The organism is Desulfurobacterium pacificum, assembly GCF_900182835.1.
Classification (GTDB): Bacteria; Aquificota; Aquificia; order Desulfurobacteriales; family Desulfurobacteriaceae; genus Desulfurobacterium_B; species Desulfurobacterium_B pacificum.
Window position 1 is genome coordinate 126,643 of record NZ_FXUB01000002.1, and the last position, 17,796, is coordinate 144,438.

Sequence of the window (17,796 nt, forward strand, 5' to 3'; positions counted from 1 at the left end):
GTTGCCCATAGATAAAGAAAGGATAGAAAAAGCTGTTCGCGAAATCCTTTTAGCAATAGGCGAAGACCCTAACAGAGAAGGGTTAAAAGATACACCTAAAAGAGTTGCTAAGATGTATGAAGAGGTGCTGTCAGGATATTCCGACAGCCCCGACAACCACATGGTTCTTTTCTCTGAAAAGTACGATGAGATGATAATAGTCAGAGACATCCCCATCTATTCCATGTGCGAACACCACATGCTTCCCTTTTTCGGTAAAGCTCACGTAGCCTACATCCCAAACGAAGATAAAGTTACAGGACTTTCTAAAATAGCAAGAATTGTTGACGTTTACGCAAAAAGGCTTCAACTTCAGGAAAGGATGACCGAACAGATAGCAACTGCGATAATGGAAAAGCTGAACGCCAAAGGCGTAATGGTTATAATAGAAGCGCAACACCTGTGCATGGTCATGAGAGGCGTGAAAAAACCAGGCTCTTACACCGTAACGAGTGCCGTTAAAGGCATTATGAGAAATGAACCTACAAGGATGGAAGCCCTCTTTCTAATCAAGGGGAGACTATGAAAAAACTGCTGTTGATACCGATTTTCTGTTTAATGTTTTCTTCATGCGCTTCCCTGTTTGGTAACGACAAAGAAAGTAGAAAACCACCACCTCCTCCACCCCCTCCTGCAGAAACGGTGACAAAGCCAACACCGAAAGAAAAGGCAGAAGGCTACTACCAGATTGGTATTTCCTATCTTGAGTTAGGCGAAATCCCTCTGGCGCTAAACTACTTTTTCAAGGCAAAAAAGCTAACGCCTGATGACCCCAAAATCTACAACGCCATAGGTCTGGCGTTCTTAAAAAGGGGAGACCTTAAAAGAGCAGAGGAAAACTTTAGGAAAGCGCTTTCTCTAAAACCAGACTTTTCTGAAGCGTACCTAAACTTAGGAATACTTTACGAACAGGAAGGAGACCTTAAAAAAGCAAGAGAGTTTTACCTTAAAGCCCTCTCAAACCCGTTATACCTTACGCCTGAAGTTGCCTATTTCCGATTAGCCCTTTTAGACGAAAAGCAAGGTAACTTAGAGAAAGCAAAAAAGGAATTAGCTAAAGCGATAGAAAACAATCCAGACTACGTTCCGGCTTACATAGAATTGGCAAAAATTTTAGAAAGAGAAGGTAAGACAGAAGACGCAAAAGTTATATACGTAAGGCTCATAAACCTTTACCCAAAAATTCAGTATCCTTACTATGCTTTAGGAATGCTATACCTGAAGCAAGGAAACAAAAAGTTAGCCACTAAGTATCTAAAAAAGTGTGCTGAAATAAACCCAAATAGCGACCTAGGAATAAAAGCAAAGTTAAAGTTAGAGGAACTGCATGAGTAGGTTTATAACCTTTCTTATGATTCTATTTTCATTCATAATAGGGCTTTCTGTAGGAATCATCGTTTCTTTTTACAAGCCTTCTTTTTACGTTAAAAAGGTTATCGTAGAAAACGAAACCTCTTACGCGCTACCATCTGTAAAACAGACGATTCCTGTCCTTGAAGAGATAGCTAACGGTTCGGAAACTACCAACGCAACAAATAACTACAATAGGGAAAGGCTTAAAAGACTTAAACAGATAATTCCAAAATTCTACAAAGAGATAAAAGAAGGAATAAACTATCACCCAGCACTGATATTTAAAGTAAAGGGAACAAACAACGGAACGAGCATTCATCTGTTAACGTTCTCTTTGATGGAGTGGAACTTCATAAAAACAAAACTTTCAGACGATTTAACGCTTGGTAAGCCACACAAAGTTTACCTGTGTAGAGACGGAATTGTAGATGTGAACTACATTGTCAGAGGATTTTGGCCCCCCGAAGTAGAAAAAGGAAATTTGGAAGACAGAAACGTTTTAGCTGTTCCGCAGAACAACGGAAGGTTCTCCTTTGAAGATTTCAGCGGCAACTGCACAGATAACGGCTTCGTATTTAATTACAGCGGTGAGTTTGCAGGCGTCTGCTTCGGCGGTAATTTCATACCAGCCAACAAACTTTACTCAGAAGTTCCAAAAACCTGCAAGATAATATACCCTTACTCAGAAGCTGAAATAGAAGTTAACGCAACTAACTCTACGCAAGAAAACGCTACCAGCCCTGAAGTTTCAAATTCAACAAACTCAACAAAAAATACAAAAACGAACTTAAACGATACCTTTAACCTGAATTTAGACTCCACAAATTCAAACGAGTAGCGTTCTTGACCCATTCGGCTTTCAGAATATATTCTTAATCAAATTAATGCTATTTTATAGGAGGTTTAATGGCTATTTTTAGAGCTAAAACGGACAGTTGGTATGTGGAAAGAATTACTACCTTTATGGCAGGTTTCTTTACCTTTACAAGCACAATCCTCGGTTTAATTACAGGAATTAAAGGATTTTTCTACTTTACAGCTTTCATAGGCTTTATGCTCATGTTCTACGCAATAACGGGACTGTGTCCTTCCTCTATCCTTCTTCACAAATTAGGTGTTCCTTCTTTGTGCGACAGGTATTGTAAGGAAGAGAAATAATTACTATATTTTTTGTGTCCGCTGGCGTAGCTCAGTTGGCAGAGCGGGGCACTCGTAATGCCCAGGTCGGGGGTTCAAGTCCCCCCGCCAGCACCACTATTCCTGTATCTTCCCTTCCTCTCTTAAACGCTTAATCAGATGGTCCTCTTCTCCTGCTTCAAGCCATCCCTTTGCCCTTAAAATACAGCTATCACACTTCATACAGGGAATTTCCTCTCCACGATAACAGGATATTGAATAGGAATAATCAGCACCCAAAGAAAGCCCTAACTTGATAATTTCACCTTTTGTAAGGTGAATGAGAGGGGCGTGAATTGTCCACTTTCCACCTTCAGCCCCTATTTTCGTTCCTTTATTTAAAGCTTCTTCCATAGCCTTTAAAAATTCCGGTCTGCAGTCAGGATAACCGCTGTAATCAACGGCGTTCCAGCCACCAACGATGTCAGTAGTTCCTTTCGTCTCTGCGTAAGCCGCAGCTATGGATATAAATATTCCGTTTCTAAAAGGCACGTAAGTGGAAGGGATACCCCTGCTCAAAACTTCCTCTACTGACTTAGCTTCAGGGACTTCTATACTTCTATCCGTAAGAGCTGAACCGCCTATTTTTGACAGGTCTATCTCAAATATAAAGTGCTCCTTCACACCTGCGTTTTTTGCCGTTATTTTAGCCATCTCAACTTCTATTGAGTGCCTCTGGCCGTAGTCAAAAGTAATGGCGTAGACTTCGTCAAAGTGCTTCTTTGCCCAGTAGAGAGCCGTCGTTGAATCCAAACCCCCGGAAAAAATCACAACCGCTGCGGACATTTTTGCCCCCTTCAAAGAGTTCACAGGCTATATTATCACCTTAATGATAAAATTTCCCACCAAACTTTAAGCTGGAGAAGTTATGGAAAAGTTAAGCGGCAAAGAGATAAGGGAAACTTTTTTAAAGTTTTTTGAAGATAAAGGTCACACGCGCGTAAAAAGTTCCCCACTCATTCCCCACAACGACCCGACGCTCCTTTTCACAAACGCGGGAATGGTTCAGTTTAAAGACTACTTTTTGGGGAAAGAGGTTCCGCCGTTTAAAAGGGCAACTTCCTGCCAGAAGTGTATGAGAGCAGGCGGAAAGCACAACGACCTTGAAAACGTCGGTAAAACGGGAAGACACCACACATTTTTTGAAATGTTAGGGAACTTTTCTTTCGGCGATTACTTTAAGAAAGAAGCGATAGAGTTTGCCTGGGAGCTGGTAACAAAAGTCTTTAAACTACCTGAAGAAAGACTCTACGTTTCCGTTTACGAAAAGGACGATGAAGCATTTGAGATATGGAACAAGCACATAGGCATTCCGGAAAATAAAATCTTTAAATTGGGAGAAAAAGATAACTTCTGGGCTATGGGCGACACAGGACCCTGCGGTCCGTGTAGTGAAATTTACTTTGACAGGGGAGAAGAGTTTGCCTGCGGCGAAAACTGCGGCATCGGTAAGTGCGACTGCGACAGATACCTTGAAATATGGAACCTTGTTTTTATGCAGTTTGAAAGGGACGAAAAGGGCAACCTGTCACCGCTGGCAAAACCTTCAATAGATACGGGAATGGGGCTTGAAAGGATAGCTTCCGTTCTTCAGAACGTTCCCTCAAACTACGAAACTGACCTGCTCTTTCCACTGGTTAAATGGGCTTCAGACTTATCTAAAATCCCCTACGGAAAGAGCGAAGAAAAAGACGTTTCTATGAGGGTTATCGCAGACCACTTGAGAGCGCTGACATTTTTGATTGCCGACGGCGTTCTTCCATCAAACGAAGGTAGGGGATACGTTTTAAGAAGAATTATCAGAAGAGCTTCAAGACACGGAAGGCTGTTGGGAATAGAAAAGCCATTTCTATTTGAAGGCGTTGATGTAGTTTCAGAAATTATGGGAGACGTTTACCCGGAAGTTTCAGAAAACCTTGATTTCATTAAAAGAGTTACCCTTAAAGAGGAAGAGAGGTTTTCAAAGACGCTGGAGAAGGGGATTTTTCTGCTGCAAGAAGTTGTTGAATCCGTTAAAGAAAAGGGCGAAAAGACAATCCCAGGAGAAGAGGTTTTTAGACTTTACGACACCTACGGATTCCCCGTTGACCTGATAATGGAAGTTGCAAATGACGAAAACCTAAACGTTGACATAGAAGGTTTTGAAAAACTTTTAAAAGAACAGAGAGAAAGGGCAAGAAAGTCCTGGAAAGGTGGCGTTCAAAAGGTTATTGACCCGGAAATTCAAAAGCTTTCAGAGGAAAAGCCAACGGAATTTGTAGGCTACGACACCTTATCCACAAAAGCAACAGTAACAGCGCTGATAAAGGAAGAAAAACCGGTAAGCGAGCTGAAAGAAGGCGAAGAAGGTTTTATCGTTTTAGACAAAACGCCGTTTTACGGAGAAAAGGGCGGACAGGTAGGAGATACGGGAATTATTGAAGGAGCAAACTTTAAAGCTGAAGTATTAGATACTCAATACCTAACAGAAAAACTTATAGCCCACAAGGTAAAGGTGTTAAAGGGAACAGTAAAGCCGGGCGAGACGGTTGACGCCAGAGTAAACGAAGAAAGGAGAAAGGCGATAGCAAGAGCGCACACGGCTACTCACCTTTTACACAAAGCGTTAAGGGAAGTATTGGGCAACCACGTTAAACAGGCAGGTTCCTTAGTTCTTCCAGATAGGCTGAGATTCGACTTCACTCACTTTGAAGCACCTACAAAAGAGGAATTAAAAGAAGTTGAAAGACTGGTTTACCGCTGGATACTTGAAAACTACGAAGTTAAAGTTGAAGAGATGCCTTACGATGAAGCGCTCCAAAGGGGAGCAATAGCGCTCTTTGGCGAAAAGTATGGAGATGTCGTTAGAGTCGTTGACGTTGGCGGAGTCAGTGTTGAACTGTGCGGTGGAACTCACGTGAAGAGAAGTGGAGACATAGGGCTGTTTAAGATTACTTCAGAATCTTCCGTCGCTTCGGGAACAAGAAGAATAGAAGCTTTAACGGGTTTTGAAGCCTTTGACTGGGTAACGGAAAAAGAGAATACGTTAGAAAAGGTAAAAGCAACACTTGAAGTGCCAGAAGAACAGATAGTTCAGAAGATAGAAAAGCTGAAAGAAGAACTGAAAGAGAAAGAAAGAGAAGTTGAGAGAATTAAAAAGAAGTTGGCTACCTCTCAAGTTGACGAAATAGTGGAAAACGCACCCGTGATAAACGGCGTTAAAGTGATAACTGCCAAGATGGAAGGATTTGGCGGTAAAGAATTAATGGAAATTGCAGATGTAGTAAGGAATAAGTCAAAACTTCCGGCAGCGGTAATGTTAGTTGGTATCAAAGACGGAAAAGCAACGCTGCTGATAGCTTTAAGCAAGGAACTAACCAATAAGTTTAAAGCCGGCGAGATAATAAGGCAGATAGCGCCAATCCTTGACGGTAAAGGCGGCGGAAGACCGGATATGGCTCAAGGCGGTGTTAGAAATCTAACGAACTTAGACAAGGCTTTTGAAGCGTTTAAGTCTATTTTCTCTCAAGAAGATTAAATATCTCACCGGCGGTGAAACCTCTGGAAGAGAGGAACCTCGCCGCCCTTTCCCTATCTTTCCTGTCCGATAGGTCATACTTCCTGTCAATTTCTTTTTCTACAAAGGAGTAATCAAATTCAACATCGTTTTCAACGGCGTTTATAATTTCCTCTGAAATTCCCTTTAGCTTTAGGTGGTAGCGTATTTTCTTTCTCCCCCATCCTTTTTCCATTTTTGACTGAAAGTAGTTTAGAGCAAAGCGGTAGTCGTTCAAGAAGTTTTTAGAAGATAGGTATTCAAGAACAAACGCAACAGCATCAGGAGGAAATCTTTTAGAGAGTTTACCTTCAATCTGACAAACGGTGTAATCCTTTCCCGCCAGAAGCTTTAAGGCGTAGGCAAGCGCTTCTTTATACGTCAAGTCCACCTGTAAATATACCTTCCATCTTGAGTTTCAGGTCGTCAGGACGCGTAGCATACTTGATTGCATCCTCTTTCGTGATAAGACCTTTCTTCCAGAGGTCGTAGAGAGACTGGTCGAAGGTTTGAGAGCCGTAAACTTCTCTTCCTTTTTCAATGAATTCTGGAATTTCTTCAGTGAGTTCAGGGTTCATAATTCTTTCTCTTATAGCTTCTGTAACAATCATTACCTCTACGGCAGGCACTCTACCGACGCCGTCGGCTTTGGGCAGAAGCCTTTGGGATATGGTCGCCTTCAAAACAGAAGCAAGCTGAAATCTTATAGCCTGCTGGTGGTAAGGAGGGAAGAAGGAAATTATCCTGTTTATCGTTTCTTTTGCGTCCAAGGTGTGAAGGGTGGAGAAAACCATGTGACCGGTTTCTGCCGCATCAAGGGCAGTTCTGACGGTTTCCGGGTCTCTCATCTCACCAACCAATATTACATCGGGGTCTTCGCGGAGCGCTGCTCTCAAGGCTGTAAAAAAGTCTTCTGCATCGTCCCCTATTTCTCTTTGGTAAAAGATGCACTTTTTATCTTTATGAAGGTATTCAATTGGGTCTTCTATCGTTATCACAACGCGGGAATCCCTGTTGTTAAGTTCTTCAAGCATCGCAGCCAAAGTGGTGGACTTACCAGAACCGGTAGTTCCTGTAACCAAAACCAATCCTCTCGGGTAAAGGGCTATCTCTTTCAACACCGGCGGCAGGTTAAGTTCGTCTATCTGCGGAACTTTGGCAGGAATGGCTCTCATAACAATTGCAAACGTTCCCCTTTGCTTGAACACGTTAACCCTGAAGCGACACACGCCAGGGATACTGTAAGCTAAGTCTATATTCTTTATGTACGGAAGCTCCTTCCTTTTTTCTTCAGGAAGGACTTTTTTAACAAAGGCTAAAACGTCGCTCATCTCAAGGGGAGGTAAGTCTGTTTTAACCAGCTTACCGTTAATTCTGAACATAGGGGGGATTTTTACCCTAAGGTGAACGTCAGAAGCTCCAAGCTTAAAAGCTTGCGTTAAAAGCTTATCTAAATCAACCGCCGGCATTTATAGCCTCCAGTACCTTCTCTTCTATCTCTTTCGCTATTTCCGGATTTTCTTTAAGGAATTGCCTTGCGTTCTCTTTACCCTGTCCTAACCTCATATCACCGTAGGAATACCAGGAACCGCTCTTCTTAATAATTCCAAGTTCTTCTCCCAAGTTAATGAGGTCAGCTTCTTTTGATATACCTTCGCCGTAGTATATCTCAACCACTGCTTCTCTAAATGGTGGAGCTAACTTGTTTTTAACTATTTTCACTTTCGCGTTGTGACCTATCCTTTCGTCGCCTTTCTTTATCTGACCTATGTTTCTTACCTCTACGCGCATAGAGGCATAGAATTTCAGAGCTCTACCGCCTGTGGTGGTTTCGTTAGCACCGTAGCCCATTCCGCCTATTTTCTCTCTAACCTGGTTGATGAAAATCAAGGCGCAGTTACTTTTGTTAACGGCAGCGGTAAGTTTTCTCAAAGCTTGAGACATCAGCCTTGCCTGAAGACCAACGTGAGAGTCGCCCATATCTCCTTTTATTTCTGCTTCTGGAACGAGCGCAGCAACGGAGTCAACGACTATAACGTCAACCGCTCCGCTCCTTATGAGGGTTTCGGCTATTTCAAGCGCCTGCTCACCGCTGTCTGGCTGGGAAATGAGCAATTCGTCAAGGTTTATTCCAAGCTTTTTGGCGTAAACTGGGTCTAAAGCGTGCTCGGCATCTATGAAAGCGGCAGTTCCGCCTTCTTTCTGTGCATTGGCTATAACGTGAAGGGCTAAAGTGGTTTTACCGGAAGATTCCGGACCGTAGATTTCGGTAATTCTTCCTCTTGGAATACCACCTATGCCGGTGGCTCGGTCTATGGCGATGGAGCCGGTGGAGATGGTGGGGATTTTTTCAACAGGTCTTTCCCCAAGGTACATTATTGAACCATCGCCGTACTCTTTCCTTATTATTTTTAGTGCTTCTTTTAAAGCTTTCTCCCTGGCTTCTTCAGGGGAAAACTGCTTTTTTTCTTTTCCTTTTTCCATATCTACTCCCAAAAAGAATTTATGGCGGAGAGGGCGGGATTTGAACCCGCGGACCCCGGTTAAGGGGTCACCCGATTTCGAGTCGGGCCCGTTAAGCCAGGCTCCGGCACCTCTCCTCTATTATTTCCTTAGTATTTTAAAAAATCTCTTTAATAATTCCTCTGCGGGAGGGAATTCTATTTTGATAACTTCAGGTCTATGGTTATTCCTTTCGTCTCCCAATATAGAATACAGACTCTCTACCCCACCAAATTTCTTATCTGGAACTCCATAAACTACTGTCTTTAACCTTGCCTGTATTATAGCACCGCAGCACATTACACACGGTTCAACAGTTGTGTAAAGGATACAATCGTTTAACCTCCAAGAATTGAACTTCAAAGCAGCTTCTCTTATAGCTAAGATTTCTGCGTGAGCTGTAGGGTCTTGAAGAAATTCCTTTCTGTTAAAAGCACGAGAAATAATCTGGTTATCTTTAACGATGACAGCACCTATAGGAACTTCACCTAAAGAAAATGCCTTTTCTGCTTCTTTAAGGGCTTCTCTAAGGAAGAAGAGATGATTCATAAATAGGTCTCTTAAAAGTTTAAAAGTGGCGCGCCCGGCAGGAGTCGAACCTGCAACCTTGGGATCCGTAGTCCCACGCTCTATCCAGTTGAGCTACGGGCGCAGTGCAGACTATAAATTTATCCTGCGAGTTTACTATTTCAACCTTACGCTAAAGAGTTTCTTCTAACCTTTTTATCTTCTCGCAATACTGAGGAGACAGCAACCCCAACTCACAAGCTTTTAGAAGATGAGCTAAATACCTCTTTGAAGGTCTAACCGTACTATCAATATATCTTGGTTGTGCTATGTAAGTGAAGGCTTTAATCTTCTCGCCATCTTCCGTTTCTACCGTAACTTTAACCCTATCGTAGTTTTCAGGATAACCTTCATAAAAATCCAAGCGTTTTATGGCAATTTCAGGCTCTTTAAGTTCATATAGAACACCTTCTACTATGGCATTTTCGTCAGGCTCTATATTGGCACAACCACCATAACGTTTACTTTTTTTATTAAAAACAAGCTTATAGCCCTTAAGTATAGCTCTCCTCAGACTCTTAAAATCCGCCCCCCTATCCTTCATACGCTCAGGGTTCATATTTGAGCCGTAAGCAAAGTAGTATTTCATATCCATCTCTCCTAAAGATTTACTTAAATTTTAATGTAAAATTCCACCATTCACAGCTATTTGGAGGCTTACAATGAGATTTTCCAGACTGTTTGCACCAACTCTAAAAGAATCACCAGCAGACGCAGAAATACCAAGCCACAAATTACTCATAAGAGCAGGTTTCATAAGAAAAAAGGCTTCAGGACTTTACGACATACTCCCTTTGGGCGTAAGAGTTCTGCTTAAAATAGAAAGAATCATCAGAGAAGAGATGAACAAAGCTGGCGCCCAAGAGGTAATCCTTCCAATAATGCATCCAGCGGAACTGTGGATAGAAAGCGGAAGGTGGGACGCTTACGGAAAAGAGATGATTAAGTTTGAAGACAGACACGGCAGAAACTACGCTTTAGGACCTACCGCAGAAGAGATGATAACCGATTTAGTCAGAAAAGAAGTTAAATCGTACAAAGATTTACCGCTTAACCTATACCAGATAGGAAGAAAGTTCAGAGACGAAATTCGCCCCCGATTTGGTCTTATGAGGGCAAGAGAGTTTATTATGAAGGACGCTTACTCCTTCCACGCTTCAGACGAGGACGCAGAAAGAGAATACTGGAACATGTACGAAACGTACTCCAGAATTTTCAGCAGAATGGGACTTCAGTTCAAGGCGGTTGAAGCTGACACCGGAGAGATTGGCGGTAGCTTCTCTCACGAATTTATGGTTATCGCAGATACAGGCGAAGGAAAGTTGGTGTTCTGCGAAAAGTGTGGTTACGCCGCAAGCACAGAAAAGGCTGAAGCGGTAAAACCACAAATACCAGAAAACAGAGAAAGTCTGTTCAGAGAAATTGAAAAAGTATCCACTCCAAATGTAAGAAGAATTGAAGAGGTATCTGAGTTCCTCAACGTCCCCCAAGATAGCATACTCAAGCTGTTAGTTTACATAGTTGACGGCAAACCTGTTGCAGTAGCGATAAGGGGCGACAAAGACGTAGAAGAAACAAAGCTGAAAAACGTCTTCAAAGCAAAAGAGATAAGACTTGCAACGGACGAAGAGATTGAAAAGTTTACCGGACAACCTAAAGGTTTCTTATCTCCGATAAACCTGTCTATACCGGTTTACGCCGATTACTCAGTAATTCCGATGGTGAACTTTGTAGCAGGAGCAGGAGAAAAGGATTACCACCTGAAAAACGTAAACTGGGAAAGAGATTTTAAAGTAGAAGCGTTTGTTGACGTAGCAGAGGTGAAAGGCGGAGAGCCGTGTCCAAAGTGCGGGAATCCTCTAACCGAAAAAAGAGGCATAGAGGTAGGACACATCTTTAAATTGGGAACGAAGTACAGCGAAGCGATGAACGCCACGTTCGTAGATGAAAACGGCGAAGAAAAGCCGATAGTTATGGGATGCTACGGGATAGGCGTAACGAGGGTAATGGCTGCTGCTGTTGAACAGAACTACGATGAGAACGGAATTGTATGGACGCCGGAAATTGCTCCGTTTGAAATAATCGTTATTCCTGTTAACGTAAAGAACGACGAAATAAGAGAGACTGCAGAAAAGATTTACGAAGAACTAAAGAGTAAAGGATTGGACGTTCTAATAGACGATAGAAACGCAAGACCTGGATTTAAGTTTAAAGACGCAGACCTTATAGGAATTCCTATTCAAGTTATTGTAGGCAAGAAAATTTCAGAAGGTAAGGTAGAAGTAAAGGTAAGAAAAACGGGAGAAAAGATAGAAGTTCCGGTAGAGGAGGCAATTGAAAGAGCGTTAGAAACTCTACGGGAGCTTCAGGTTAGATGAAAATAGAGTTAGAGCATTTGCGCCCGTGGTCTTTTTCAAAAGTTCAAAAGGCGAAAAAGTGTCAATACGAGTTTTACTGGCGATACGTTGAAAAGGTTGAACCTTTAGAAAAGGCTGATTTTCTACTGATAGGAAGCGGCGTTCACTTTGTTTTAGAAAACGCGCTGAAAACGGCGTTTAAAAGGGAAAAACCTTTAAACAAAGACTTACTTTACTACTTTACTGCTCTTTTTAAGAAAGAAGAACCTTCTGTTGAAGAGAAAAAGATTACAGAGTTCTTCCCGAATATCATCAAGTTTGTTAACGGTCAACTTAAAAGGGCTGGGAAGAGCAAGATATCCGTTGCTGAGCTGGAGTTGGCAGTTGATAGGGAGTTGAGGGTGGTGGAGGATTTTTCCGATTCATCGGTTTTTTTAAGGGGAAAATTAGACTTCGTCTTCTCTAAAGACAATACCCTCTATATAGTTGACCATAAAACAAATAGAAACAGAGAATTTGACAACAGGATAAAGACGCAACTACGTTGGTATGCCCTTTTAGCAAGTGCAAGGTTTCCTGAATTTGAAAGGTTTGCATTAGAAGTTCACAACGTTAGATACGGAACGGTAAACCGATTTATCTTTACAAGAACTGACCTTTTGGGATTCAAAGCGAGGCTGCTCCCAATAATAGAAACGTTAGAAGATGAGTTGTTGGAAAAAACCTTTTCTGACCTAATCCCCTCTGCTTGCGAAACTAACTGCAAGTGGTGTGATTACAGGCATATATGTCCTGCTGCTTCAACTTAATCAGCAACAGGCTGCTTCTGTTTGGATTTAACGTAATTTTTAACTGCTGCAACTTCTTTCTGCAGCAACTTCTTCATACCAAAGTAAGAAAGCACGGAGAATATTGCTCCAAGAAATGCTCCACCTACAAACATGGGAACTATTATCTCTTTTCCAGCAGAGAGAATTGCACCGAAAGAGGAAAAGTCTATGTGGGGAAGATGAGGGGATTTACCTAAAAGGAAACATCCAACGTAATAATCTATGATTAGAACAGGAATTGTTGTCCACGGATTTGTTACGTGAGTTCCTATAGCAGCAGCTATCTTACTAACTCTGGTAAAAGCCGCTATTGTTACCGCTATGAGAACCTGAAAACCATTTACCGGCAGAAAGCCGATAAAAACACCTAAAGCCAGACCCTTAGCGGTTTCATCAGGTCTGTCCTTCAGCTCAAGCAGCTTCTTAAGGTAAAACCTAAAAGAAAAGGCTTTCTTTAATTTTCCCTTCATAGCGAATTTAATATACTAAAAATAAGAAACTAACGCAAATAGCATAAATAAGTTTTACTTATTAGAACTATTACATTCCTTACATATACCGTAACAAACTAAAGAACAACTTTTTACTTCAAAACCTTCAGGTATTTCTGATAGCTTTAAATTCTCTTTAAAATCGCAATCCATATCGTAAACTCGCCCGCACTCAAGACAGACAAAATGGCTATGGGGCTCAGTTCTTGCATCGTACCTAACTTTATCTCTTAACGTAGGAACTCTTATTACAAGTCCTGCTCTTTCAAGACTTGCAAGAGTTCTATATATGGTAGTAAGAGAAATCCCTTCTATCTTTTCTTTTAAACTCTCGTAAAGCTCTTCAGCACCTGGATGGTCTGTGCGGGATATAAGTTCCTTATAGACAGCAAGCCTTTGAGGAGTTAGCTTCAAGCCTGCTTTCCTTGCCTTTTCTCTGAAGGATAAAATTCTTTCCTCCATTTCAACTCCTTTTGCAAATTGATGTCTATTGTAATAGTATGCCTATTTTAATTTATCGCCAGTTTTAATAGGATACCCTCTCAGAAACTCTTCAGCAGAAATTTCTTTTCTACCTTCAGGTTTGAGACGGAGAATTTTTAGACAACCCTTTCCCGTAGAAACAATTAGTTCTTTATCTGCTTTTACAACTGTTCCCGGCGAAGCACTAAAACTACAATCAACAGGTTCCGCCTGAATTATTTTAAGCCTCTTTCCGTTAAAGGTGGTGTAGGCAGAGGGCCAGGGAGTAAAAGCTCTTACCTTGTTAAAAATCTTTTCTGCAGGTTCATTCCAGTCTATCTTTCCCATTTCCTTAGTTATACGGGTACAATAGGTAGCCTTTGAATGTTCCTGCGCAGTAGGTTTAATTTCACCTTTTATATACAGGGGAATTGTTTCTACTAAAAGTTCTGCTCCGACTTTTGCTAACTTATCGTGCAGAGTTTCTGCATTGTCGTTCTTTTCTATGGGAACAACTCTTTGTGAAAGAATGTCTCCGGCATCTAACTCTTCCGAAATCTTCATCACAGTAACGCCGGTCTTTTCTTTTCCATCAAGCAAAGCCGACTGAATTGGTGAAGCACCTCTATATTCTGGTAAAAGGGAAGCGTGAAGGTTTATACACCCGTAACGGGGTAGATTAAGCAACCAGGAAGGCAATATCTTACCGTACGCTACAACAACTATTAAATCGGGAGAGATATCTTCAAGCAACTTTTTAAACTCTTCGTTATTCTTTATTTTTTCTGGCTGGACAACAGGAATTCCGTTTTTCTCAGCTACTACTTTTACCGGCGGCGGAGTTAATTTCTTTCCTCTACCTGCCGGTTTATCGGGCTGTGTAACCACTAAGGAGACGTTAAAACCCTTATCTATTAGAGCTTTCAACGAAGGAACTGCAAAATCTGGGGTTCCCATAAAAACCATCTTCTCTTTCAACCTAAAGCCTCCTTCAATTTTGAGAGGGGAAAACTACCTTCCCTGAGAACTTCCCATCTATCCGATGTAAATTTAATTAACGTAGAAGGTTGATTCCCACATTTTCCCTCAACGCAAAGTGAAAGGCTATTTCCAAAATATCCGATACATTCTTGACAGTTCCTGGCGGGAGTTAAACCTTGAGGATTGGCACTGGGAGCGAAAAGAGGATATACCTCTTCTAAGATTTGAAGTAATACTGCATCGTCAGGAATCCTTACAGCAACGTCGTCTCTATTAAGTACTTTTCTCAAAGGACTCTCATCTCTCAAGGGAAAAACAACGGTAAGAGGAGCGGGCCACAGGGAAGAAAAAACCTCTTTCTGCTTTACCTCTACTCCTAAGTTCTCCATCTGCTCAATTGAACCGAAGAGGAGAATAAGCGGTTTATCTTTATCGCGACCCTTAATCTCGTAGACCTTTTTTAGCGTATCGGACAGCATTGGATTACCTAAAAGACCATAAATGGTATCTGTAGGAAAACAAACGATTTTTCCCTCTTTCAAGTGGTGGATAACTTCAGAAACGCAGTTATCCTTCTTGATTACTTTCATTTTCTTTCATCTCTAAAAGGTGCTTGTTGTAGAGGAAAACCAGCTCATTAAGGTTGCAGTTAAGTTCTTTAGCAACTGGCGGACATTTGGCTTTAAGTATGAAGAATATATCTGCATCTCTTATTCCGTCTAACGTTTCAAAGTTTGCCTGACCTTTTGAGACTACAAAGAAAGCCTTTTGCCAGTATTCTTTAAACTCATCTGACACAAACTCAAAATCAACGCCTATAAAATCTCTACCGGTAGTAATCAGCTCATCTGCTATCTCTGCAGCTCCAGTTTTAAGAGCATCTTCTACGGTTGCATCGTTGAGAATTGGACCTCCTCTGACAGCTAAAACAACCTTTAATCCTCTCTCTTTAAGCTCTCTCAGAAGAAACTTGTCAAAAACTATCTCTCCGGCGTTGTCGGCAACGTAAAGAACGGTTTTCCCCGAAACTAAAAACCTTTCAAATATAGCCATATCAAAGTAGGCAAAGGGCGTTTTAAAGAAATTCTTTATCTCCTCATTCAAGTCAAATTGCCGGGGAATTCCAAAATCTATAACGTTACCTAAGGCTGCCAACTTAATCGCTGTAGCTAATTTGTCTTCTGCTGGTTCGTATATCTCTTTCATCAGAAAAGGTTCAAGCCTTAATGCTATGTCGTTATACTTGTCTTTCAAAGTTTTATAAGGGTCATCTATCTGTGTTCTTTCCTTAAATAACCTATGGAGCAACGTTGCGTTATGACCGGGAGAAGCGTTTTCCTTCAGGTTTTTACCTAAAAAGGCACAGGATTCTTTTAAAATGGAGATTGTTTTCTCTTTTGAAAGCCCTGCTATCTTTGAAACGTTAAGTATCTGCTTTAAAAAGCAAGGTAAACAATCTGGATAGACTTTCATATTAGCCCTCAAGAACCTTTTTCTTCATCTCTTCTCTGTACTTCTTCAACTTTTCTTTGAGTTCCGGATACTTTATAGCCATTATCTCAACAGCCAAAACTGCGGCATTTTTAGCGCCTGCTTTACCTATTGTCACCGTTGCGACGGGAATTCCCCCTGGCATTTGAACGATTGACAGCAGTGAATCAATTCCTTTTAACGGAGAAGCGTCAAGGGGAACGCCTATAACGGGAAGAACCGTTTTGGCTGCAATTACTCCGCCTAAATGAGCAGCGTAGCCGGCAGCAGCAATAATTACGTCGTACTTCTCTTCTGCTTTTTCACAGAAAGCGATAACTTCATCTATCGTTCTGTGAGCTGACAGCACTTTTACATCGTAAGGAACTCCAAACTCCTCTAAAACTTTTGTGCAGGCTTCCATAACTGGCATATCTGACTTACTTCCCATAATAACTGCTACCTTCTTCATTTTAAAACCTCCCGAGGAACTACCAATTTGGATACGTTTCCTGCCTTATCTACAGCTTCTATACCAACCTTTTTAGGACAACTTTTGAATTGAAAGTATATTGCATCTTTGGAAAGTGTAAAGTTGCCAGTGTCCGCCACTATTTTATAAGAGACTACATCTTTGGATGGGGAGGGCTCCCATACTAAAGTGCAACCTTTGGGGGAGAGGATGAGGAGGGGATTTTTTGGAGGGAGGGGGGGGATTTTGTCAGCAGGGGTTAATTTGTAGGTGCGAGAGAGTTTTCCCTTATAAACGCCTTCTGCATAGCGGAATTTGTATAGGTAGGTTTTCCCGTTTTTTAAACCTTTATCAGTAAAGGAGGTAGTTTGAGGAGGTAAAACTTTCAAAGGCTTAAGGTAGGGTGGTTGTGCATTTCTGAAAATTTCTATTGAATAGCGAGAAGGAGAAAATGTAAACGACACAAAACCGTCGCCTGCTGTGGCGTTTTCTACAACGGGTACTTCTGCTATCGGTTTCTTTACTAAAATGCACACAGGGTTTGCAGGTTCACTTTTTCTTCCTTCATAAACAGATACAACGGAGTAACACATCTTGGTGTTGAAACGTTTAATAGCTTCGGAGTAATAAGTTTTCTCCGTTTTTACTTTTTTCTTACCAAAGTTAACGATGACGACATAAGAAACCTTAGATGGTAAAGGGAGCTTCCTACCATCTCTGTAAGTGGTAACAGGGTTCCATGCAATTACAACTTTTTTGTAGTGTTGTTGAATTGTGGTGATGGAGGGGGTGGCGGGGATTTTAGTGTAAGGTGGTAGTGGCGCTCCTCTATTACCACACATAGTAAAAGAAAACAGCAAAGGAAGTAACGAAAGGAAAAGAACCTTTTTCAACTACACCTCCCAACAAAAACTTAAGGGATTTTATCAAACAAAAAAGGTATAATTCGCAAGTAAAACTCTTTACAGGAGGTTCAAGTTGGCATCCATAGATGTAAACCAAATTTCCAAAGGAATGAAACTGGAAATAGACGGACAACCTTTTGAAATAGTGGACTATCAACACGTGAAACCTGGTAAGGGACAAGCCTTTGCAAGAATCAAGCTAAAAAACCTAAAAACAGGAAACGTAGTTGAAAAGACTTACAAAGTAGGCGAAAAGTTAGAGTTGGCTGATTTTGAAGAAAGAGAGATGGAATACCTCTATAACGACGGTGAATTCTACTACTTTATGGATAATAGAACCTATGAACAAACAGGTGTTCCTGCTGCATCTTTGGGTGAAAAGGCAAAGTTCTTAAAAGAAAACACAACCGTAATGGTACAGTTCTACAAAGGAGAAGCTATCTCTGTTAAACTTCCCAAAAGCATCGTTCTTCAAGTAACCGATACAGAACCTGGATTTAAGGGGGATACTGTTTCTAACGTAACAAAGCCTGCAACGTTAGAAACGGGTGCAGTAATCCAAGTACCTATGTTTATTAATCCAGGTGACTTCGTTAGGGTAAACCCTGAAACGGGAGAGTATATAGAAAGGGTAAACGTTAAATAAATTCTGGAGG

General features: G+C 41.4%; 21 protein-coding genes and 3 tRNA genes. 9 read left to right on the forward strand and 15 right to left on the reverse strand.

The genetic code is table 11. The features are described 5' to 3' along the window. Position 1 precedes the first annotated feature (1 nt). The 5 genes from folE (at position 2) to QOL23_RS04415 (ending at position 2,646) form a co-directional block, all read left to right on the forward strand. Positions 2-565, forward strand: coding sequence for a GTP cyclohydrolase I FolE (gene folE / locus QOL23_RS04395; RefSeq protein ID WP_283400379.1), 564 nt, complete (start codon positions 2-4; stop codon positions 563-565). Further along, positions 562-1,374 (forward strand): tetratricopeptide repeat protein, encoded by an 813-nt coding sequence (locus tag QOL23_RS04400; RefSeq protein WP_283400380.1) that lies wholly within the window; start codon positions 562-564, stop codon positions 1,372-1,374. Before folE ends, QOL23_RS04400 begins: the two co-directional genes overlap by 4 nt. Continuing rightward, complete coding sequence (locus QOL23_RS04405; protein ID WP_283400381.1) at positions 1,367-2,230, forward strand: hypothetical protein; 864 nt, start codon at positions 1,367-1,369, stop codon at positions 2,228-2,230. Before QOL23_RS04400 ends, QOL23_RS04405 begins: the two co-directional genes overlap by 8 nt. Before the next feature lie 68 nt (positions 2,231-2,298). Then, the gene (locus QOL23_RS04410) at positions 2,299-2,550 is read left to right on the forward strand and encodes a YgaP family membrane protein (RefSeq protein ID WP_283400382.1); all 252 of its coding nucleotides are present in this window, start codon (positions 2,299-2,301) and stop codon (positions 2,548-2,550) included. A gap of 20 nt (positions 2,551-2,570) precedes the next feature. After that, positions 2,571-2,646, forward strand: a tRNA-Thr gene (locus tag QOL23_RS04415). Here the strand turns inward: QOL23_RS04415 and queC are convergent. Then, positions 2,647-3,354, reverse strand: a complete 708-nt coding sequence (gene queC / locus QOL23_RS04420; RefSeq protein ID WP_283400383.1) for a 7-cyano-7-deazaguanine synthase QueC — start codon at positions 3,352-3,354, stop codon at positions 2,647-2,649. Between the two features lie 82 nt (positions 3,355-3,436). Here queC and alaS point away from each other — a divergent pair, with 82 nt between their 5' ends. Further along, positions 3,437-6,085: an alanine--tRNA ligase gene (gene alaS / locus QOL23_RS04425; protein ID WP_283400384.1), complete on the forward strand. Its 2,649-nt coding sequence runs from the start codon at positions 3,437-3,439 to the stop codon at positions 6,083-6,085. Here alaS and QOL23_RS04430 read toward each other — a convergent pair. From QOL23_RS04430 to QOL23_RS04460, 7 genes are all read right to left on the reverse strand, one after another. Next, on the reverse strand, positions 6,063-6,494 hold the full coding sequence (locus QOL23_RS04430; RefSeq protein WP_283400385.1) for a regulatory protein RecX: 432 nt from the start codon (positions 6,492-6,494) through the stop codon (positions 6,063-6,065). The genes alaS and QOL23_RS04430 overlap by 23 nt on opposite strands. Continuing rightward, on the reverse strand, positions 6,478-7,572 hold the full coding sequence (locus QOL23_RS04435) for a type IV pilus twitching motility protein PilT (protein WP_283400386.1): 1,095 nt from the start codon (positions 7,570-7,572) through the stop codon (positions 6,478-6,480). The genes QOL23_RS04430 and QOL23_RS04435 overlap by 17 nt, the downstream gene beginning before the upstream one ends. Next, positions 7,559-8,587 (reverse strand): recombinase RecA, encoded by a 1,029-nt coding sequence (recA, locus tag QOL23_RS04440; RefSeq protein WP_283400387.1) that lies wholly within the window; start codon positions 8,585-8,587, stop codon positions 7,559-7,561. Before recA ends, QOL23_RS04435 begins: the two co-directional genes overlap by 14 nt. A 22-nt stretch (positions 8,588-8,609) precedes the next feature. Then, positions 8,610-8,703 (reverse strand) — tRNA-Ser (locus QOL23_RS04445). A gap of 4 nt (positions 8,704-8,707) precedes the next feature. Then, entirely contained in the window at positions 8,708-9,154 is a 447-nt protein-coding gene (locus QOL23_RS04450; protein WP_283400388.1) for a nucleoside deaminase, read from the reverse strand. A gap of 26 nt (positions 9,155-9,180) precedes the next feature. Continuing rightward, a tRNA-Arg gene (locus QOL23_RS04455) sits at positions 9,181-9,257 on the reverse strand. 48 nt (positions 9,258-9,305) lie between these two features. Continuing rightward, complete coding sequence (locus QOL23_RS04460; protein WP_283400389.1) at positions 9,306-9,761, reverse strand: gamma-glutamylcyclotransferase family protein; 456 nt, start codon at positions 9,759-9,761, stop codon at positions 9,306-9,308. A gap of 73 nt (positions 9,762-9,834) precedes the next feature. Between QOL23_RS04460 and QOL23_RS04465 the strand changes: the two genes are divergently transcribed. Both QOL23_RS04465 and QOL23_RS04470 read left to right on the forward strand, forming a co-directional pair. Continuing rightward, complete coding sequence (locus QOL23_RS04465; protein ID WP_283400390.1) at positions 9,835-11,550, forward strand: proline--tRNA ligase; 1,716 nt, start codon at positions 9,835-9,837, stop codon at positions 11,548-11,550. Beyond that, positions 11,547-12,338, forward strand: coding sequence for a RecB family exonuclease (locus QOL23_RS04470; RefSeq protein ID WP_283400391.1), 792 nt, complete (start codon positions 11,547-11,549; stop codon positions 12,336-12,338). The genes QOL23_RS04465 and QOL23_RS04470 overlap by 4 nt, the downstream gene beginning before the upstream one ends. Here QOL23_RS04470 and QOL23_RS04475 read toward each other — a convergent pair. The 7 genes from QOL23_RS04475 to QOL23_RS04505 are packed head-to-tail and all read right to left on the reverse strand — an operon-like array spanning position 12,335 to position 17,128. After that, complete coding sequence (locus tag QOL23_RS04475) at positions 12,335-12,829, reverse strand: DUF2062 domain-containing protein (RefSeq protein ID WP_283400392.1); 495 nt, start codon at positions 12,827-12,829, stop codon at positions 12,335-12,337. The two genes, QOL23_RS04470 and QOL23_RS04475, sit on opposite strands and share 4 nt — an antisense overlap. Positions 12,830-12,883: 54 nt before the next feature. Next, positions 12,884-13,312 (reverse strand): Fur family transcriptional regulator, encoded by a 429-nt coding sequence (locus tag QOL23_RS04480; protein WP_283400393.1) that lies wholly within the window; start codon positions 13,310-13,312, stop codon positions 12,884-12,886. Between the two features lie 42 nt (positions 13,313-13,354). After that, positions 13,355-14,278 (reverse strand): methionyl-tRNA formyltransferase, encoded by a 924-nt coding sequence (fmt, locus tag QOL23_RS04485; RefSeq protein WP_345782578.1) that lies wholly within the window; start codon positions 14,276-14,278, stop codon positions 13,355-13,357. Positions 14,279-14,286: 8 nt separating this feature from the next. After that, a complete protein-coding gene (locus tag QOL23_RS04490) occupies positions 14,287-14,883 on the reverse strand; it encodes an L-threonylcarbamoyladenylate synthase (RefSeq protein WP_283400395.1) in 597 nt (198 codons plus the stop codon). Beyond that, positions 14,861-15,766 carry a damage-control phosphatase ARMT1 family protein gene (locus tag QOL23_RS04495; protein WP_283400396.1) on the reverse strand — a complete coding sequence of 302 codons (906 nt, stop codon included), beginning with the start codon at positions 15,764-15,766 and terminating at the stop codon, positions 14,861-14,863. Before QOL23_RS04495 ends, QOL23_RS04490 begins: the two co-directional genes overlap by 23 nt. A gap of 1 nt (position 15,767) precedes the next feature. Next, on the reverse strand, positions 15,768-16,235 hold the full coding sequence (gene purE / locus QOL23_RS04500; RefSeq protein ID WP_283400397.1) for a 5-(carboxyamino)imidazole ribonucleotide mutase: 468 nt from the start codon (positions 16,233-16,235) through the stop codon (positions 15,768-15,770). After that, the gene (locus QOL23_RS04505; RefSeq protein ID WP_283400398.1) at positions 16,232-17,128 is read right to left on the reverse strand and encodes a fibronectin type III domain-containing protein; all 897 of its coding nucleotides are present in this window, start codon (positions 17,126-17,128) and stop codon (positions 16,232-16,234) included. Before QOL23_RS04505 ends, purE begins: the two co-directional genes overlap by 4 nt. A gap of 85 nt (positions 17,129-17,213) precedes the next feature. Here QOL23_RS04505 and efp point away from each other — a divergent pair, with 85 nt between their 5' ends. Then, positions 17,214-17,786 (forward strand): elongation factor P, encoded by a 573-nt coding sequence (gene efp, locus QOL23_RS04510; RefSeq protein WP_283400399.1) that lies wholly within the window; start codon positions 17,214-17,216, stop codon positions 17,784-17,786. The last annotated feature ends 10 nt before the right edge of the window (positions 17,787-17,796 follow it).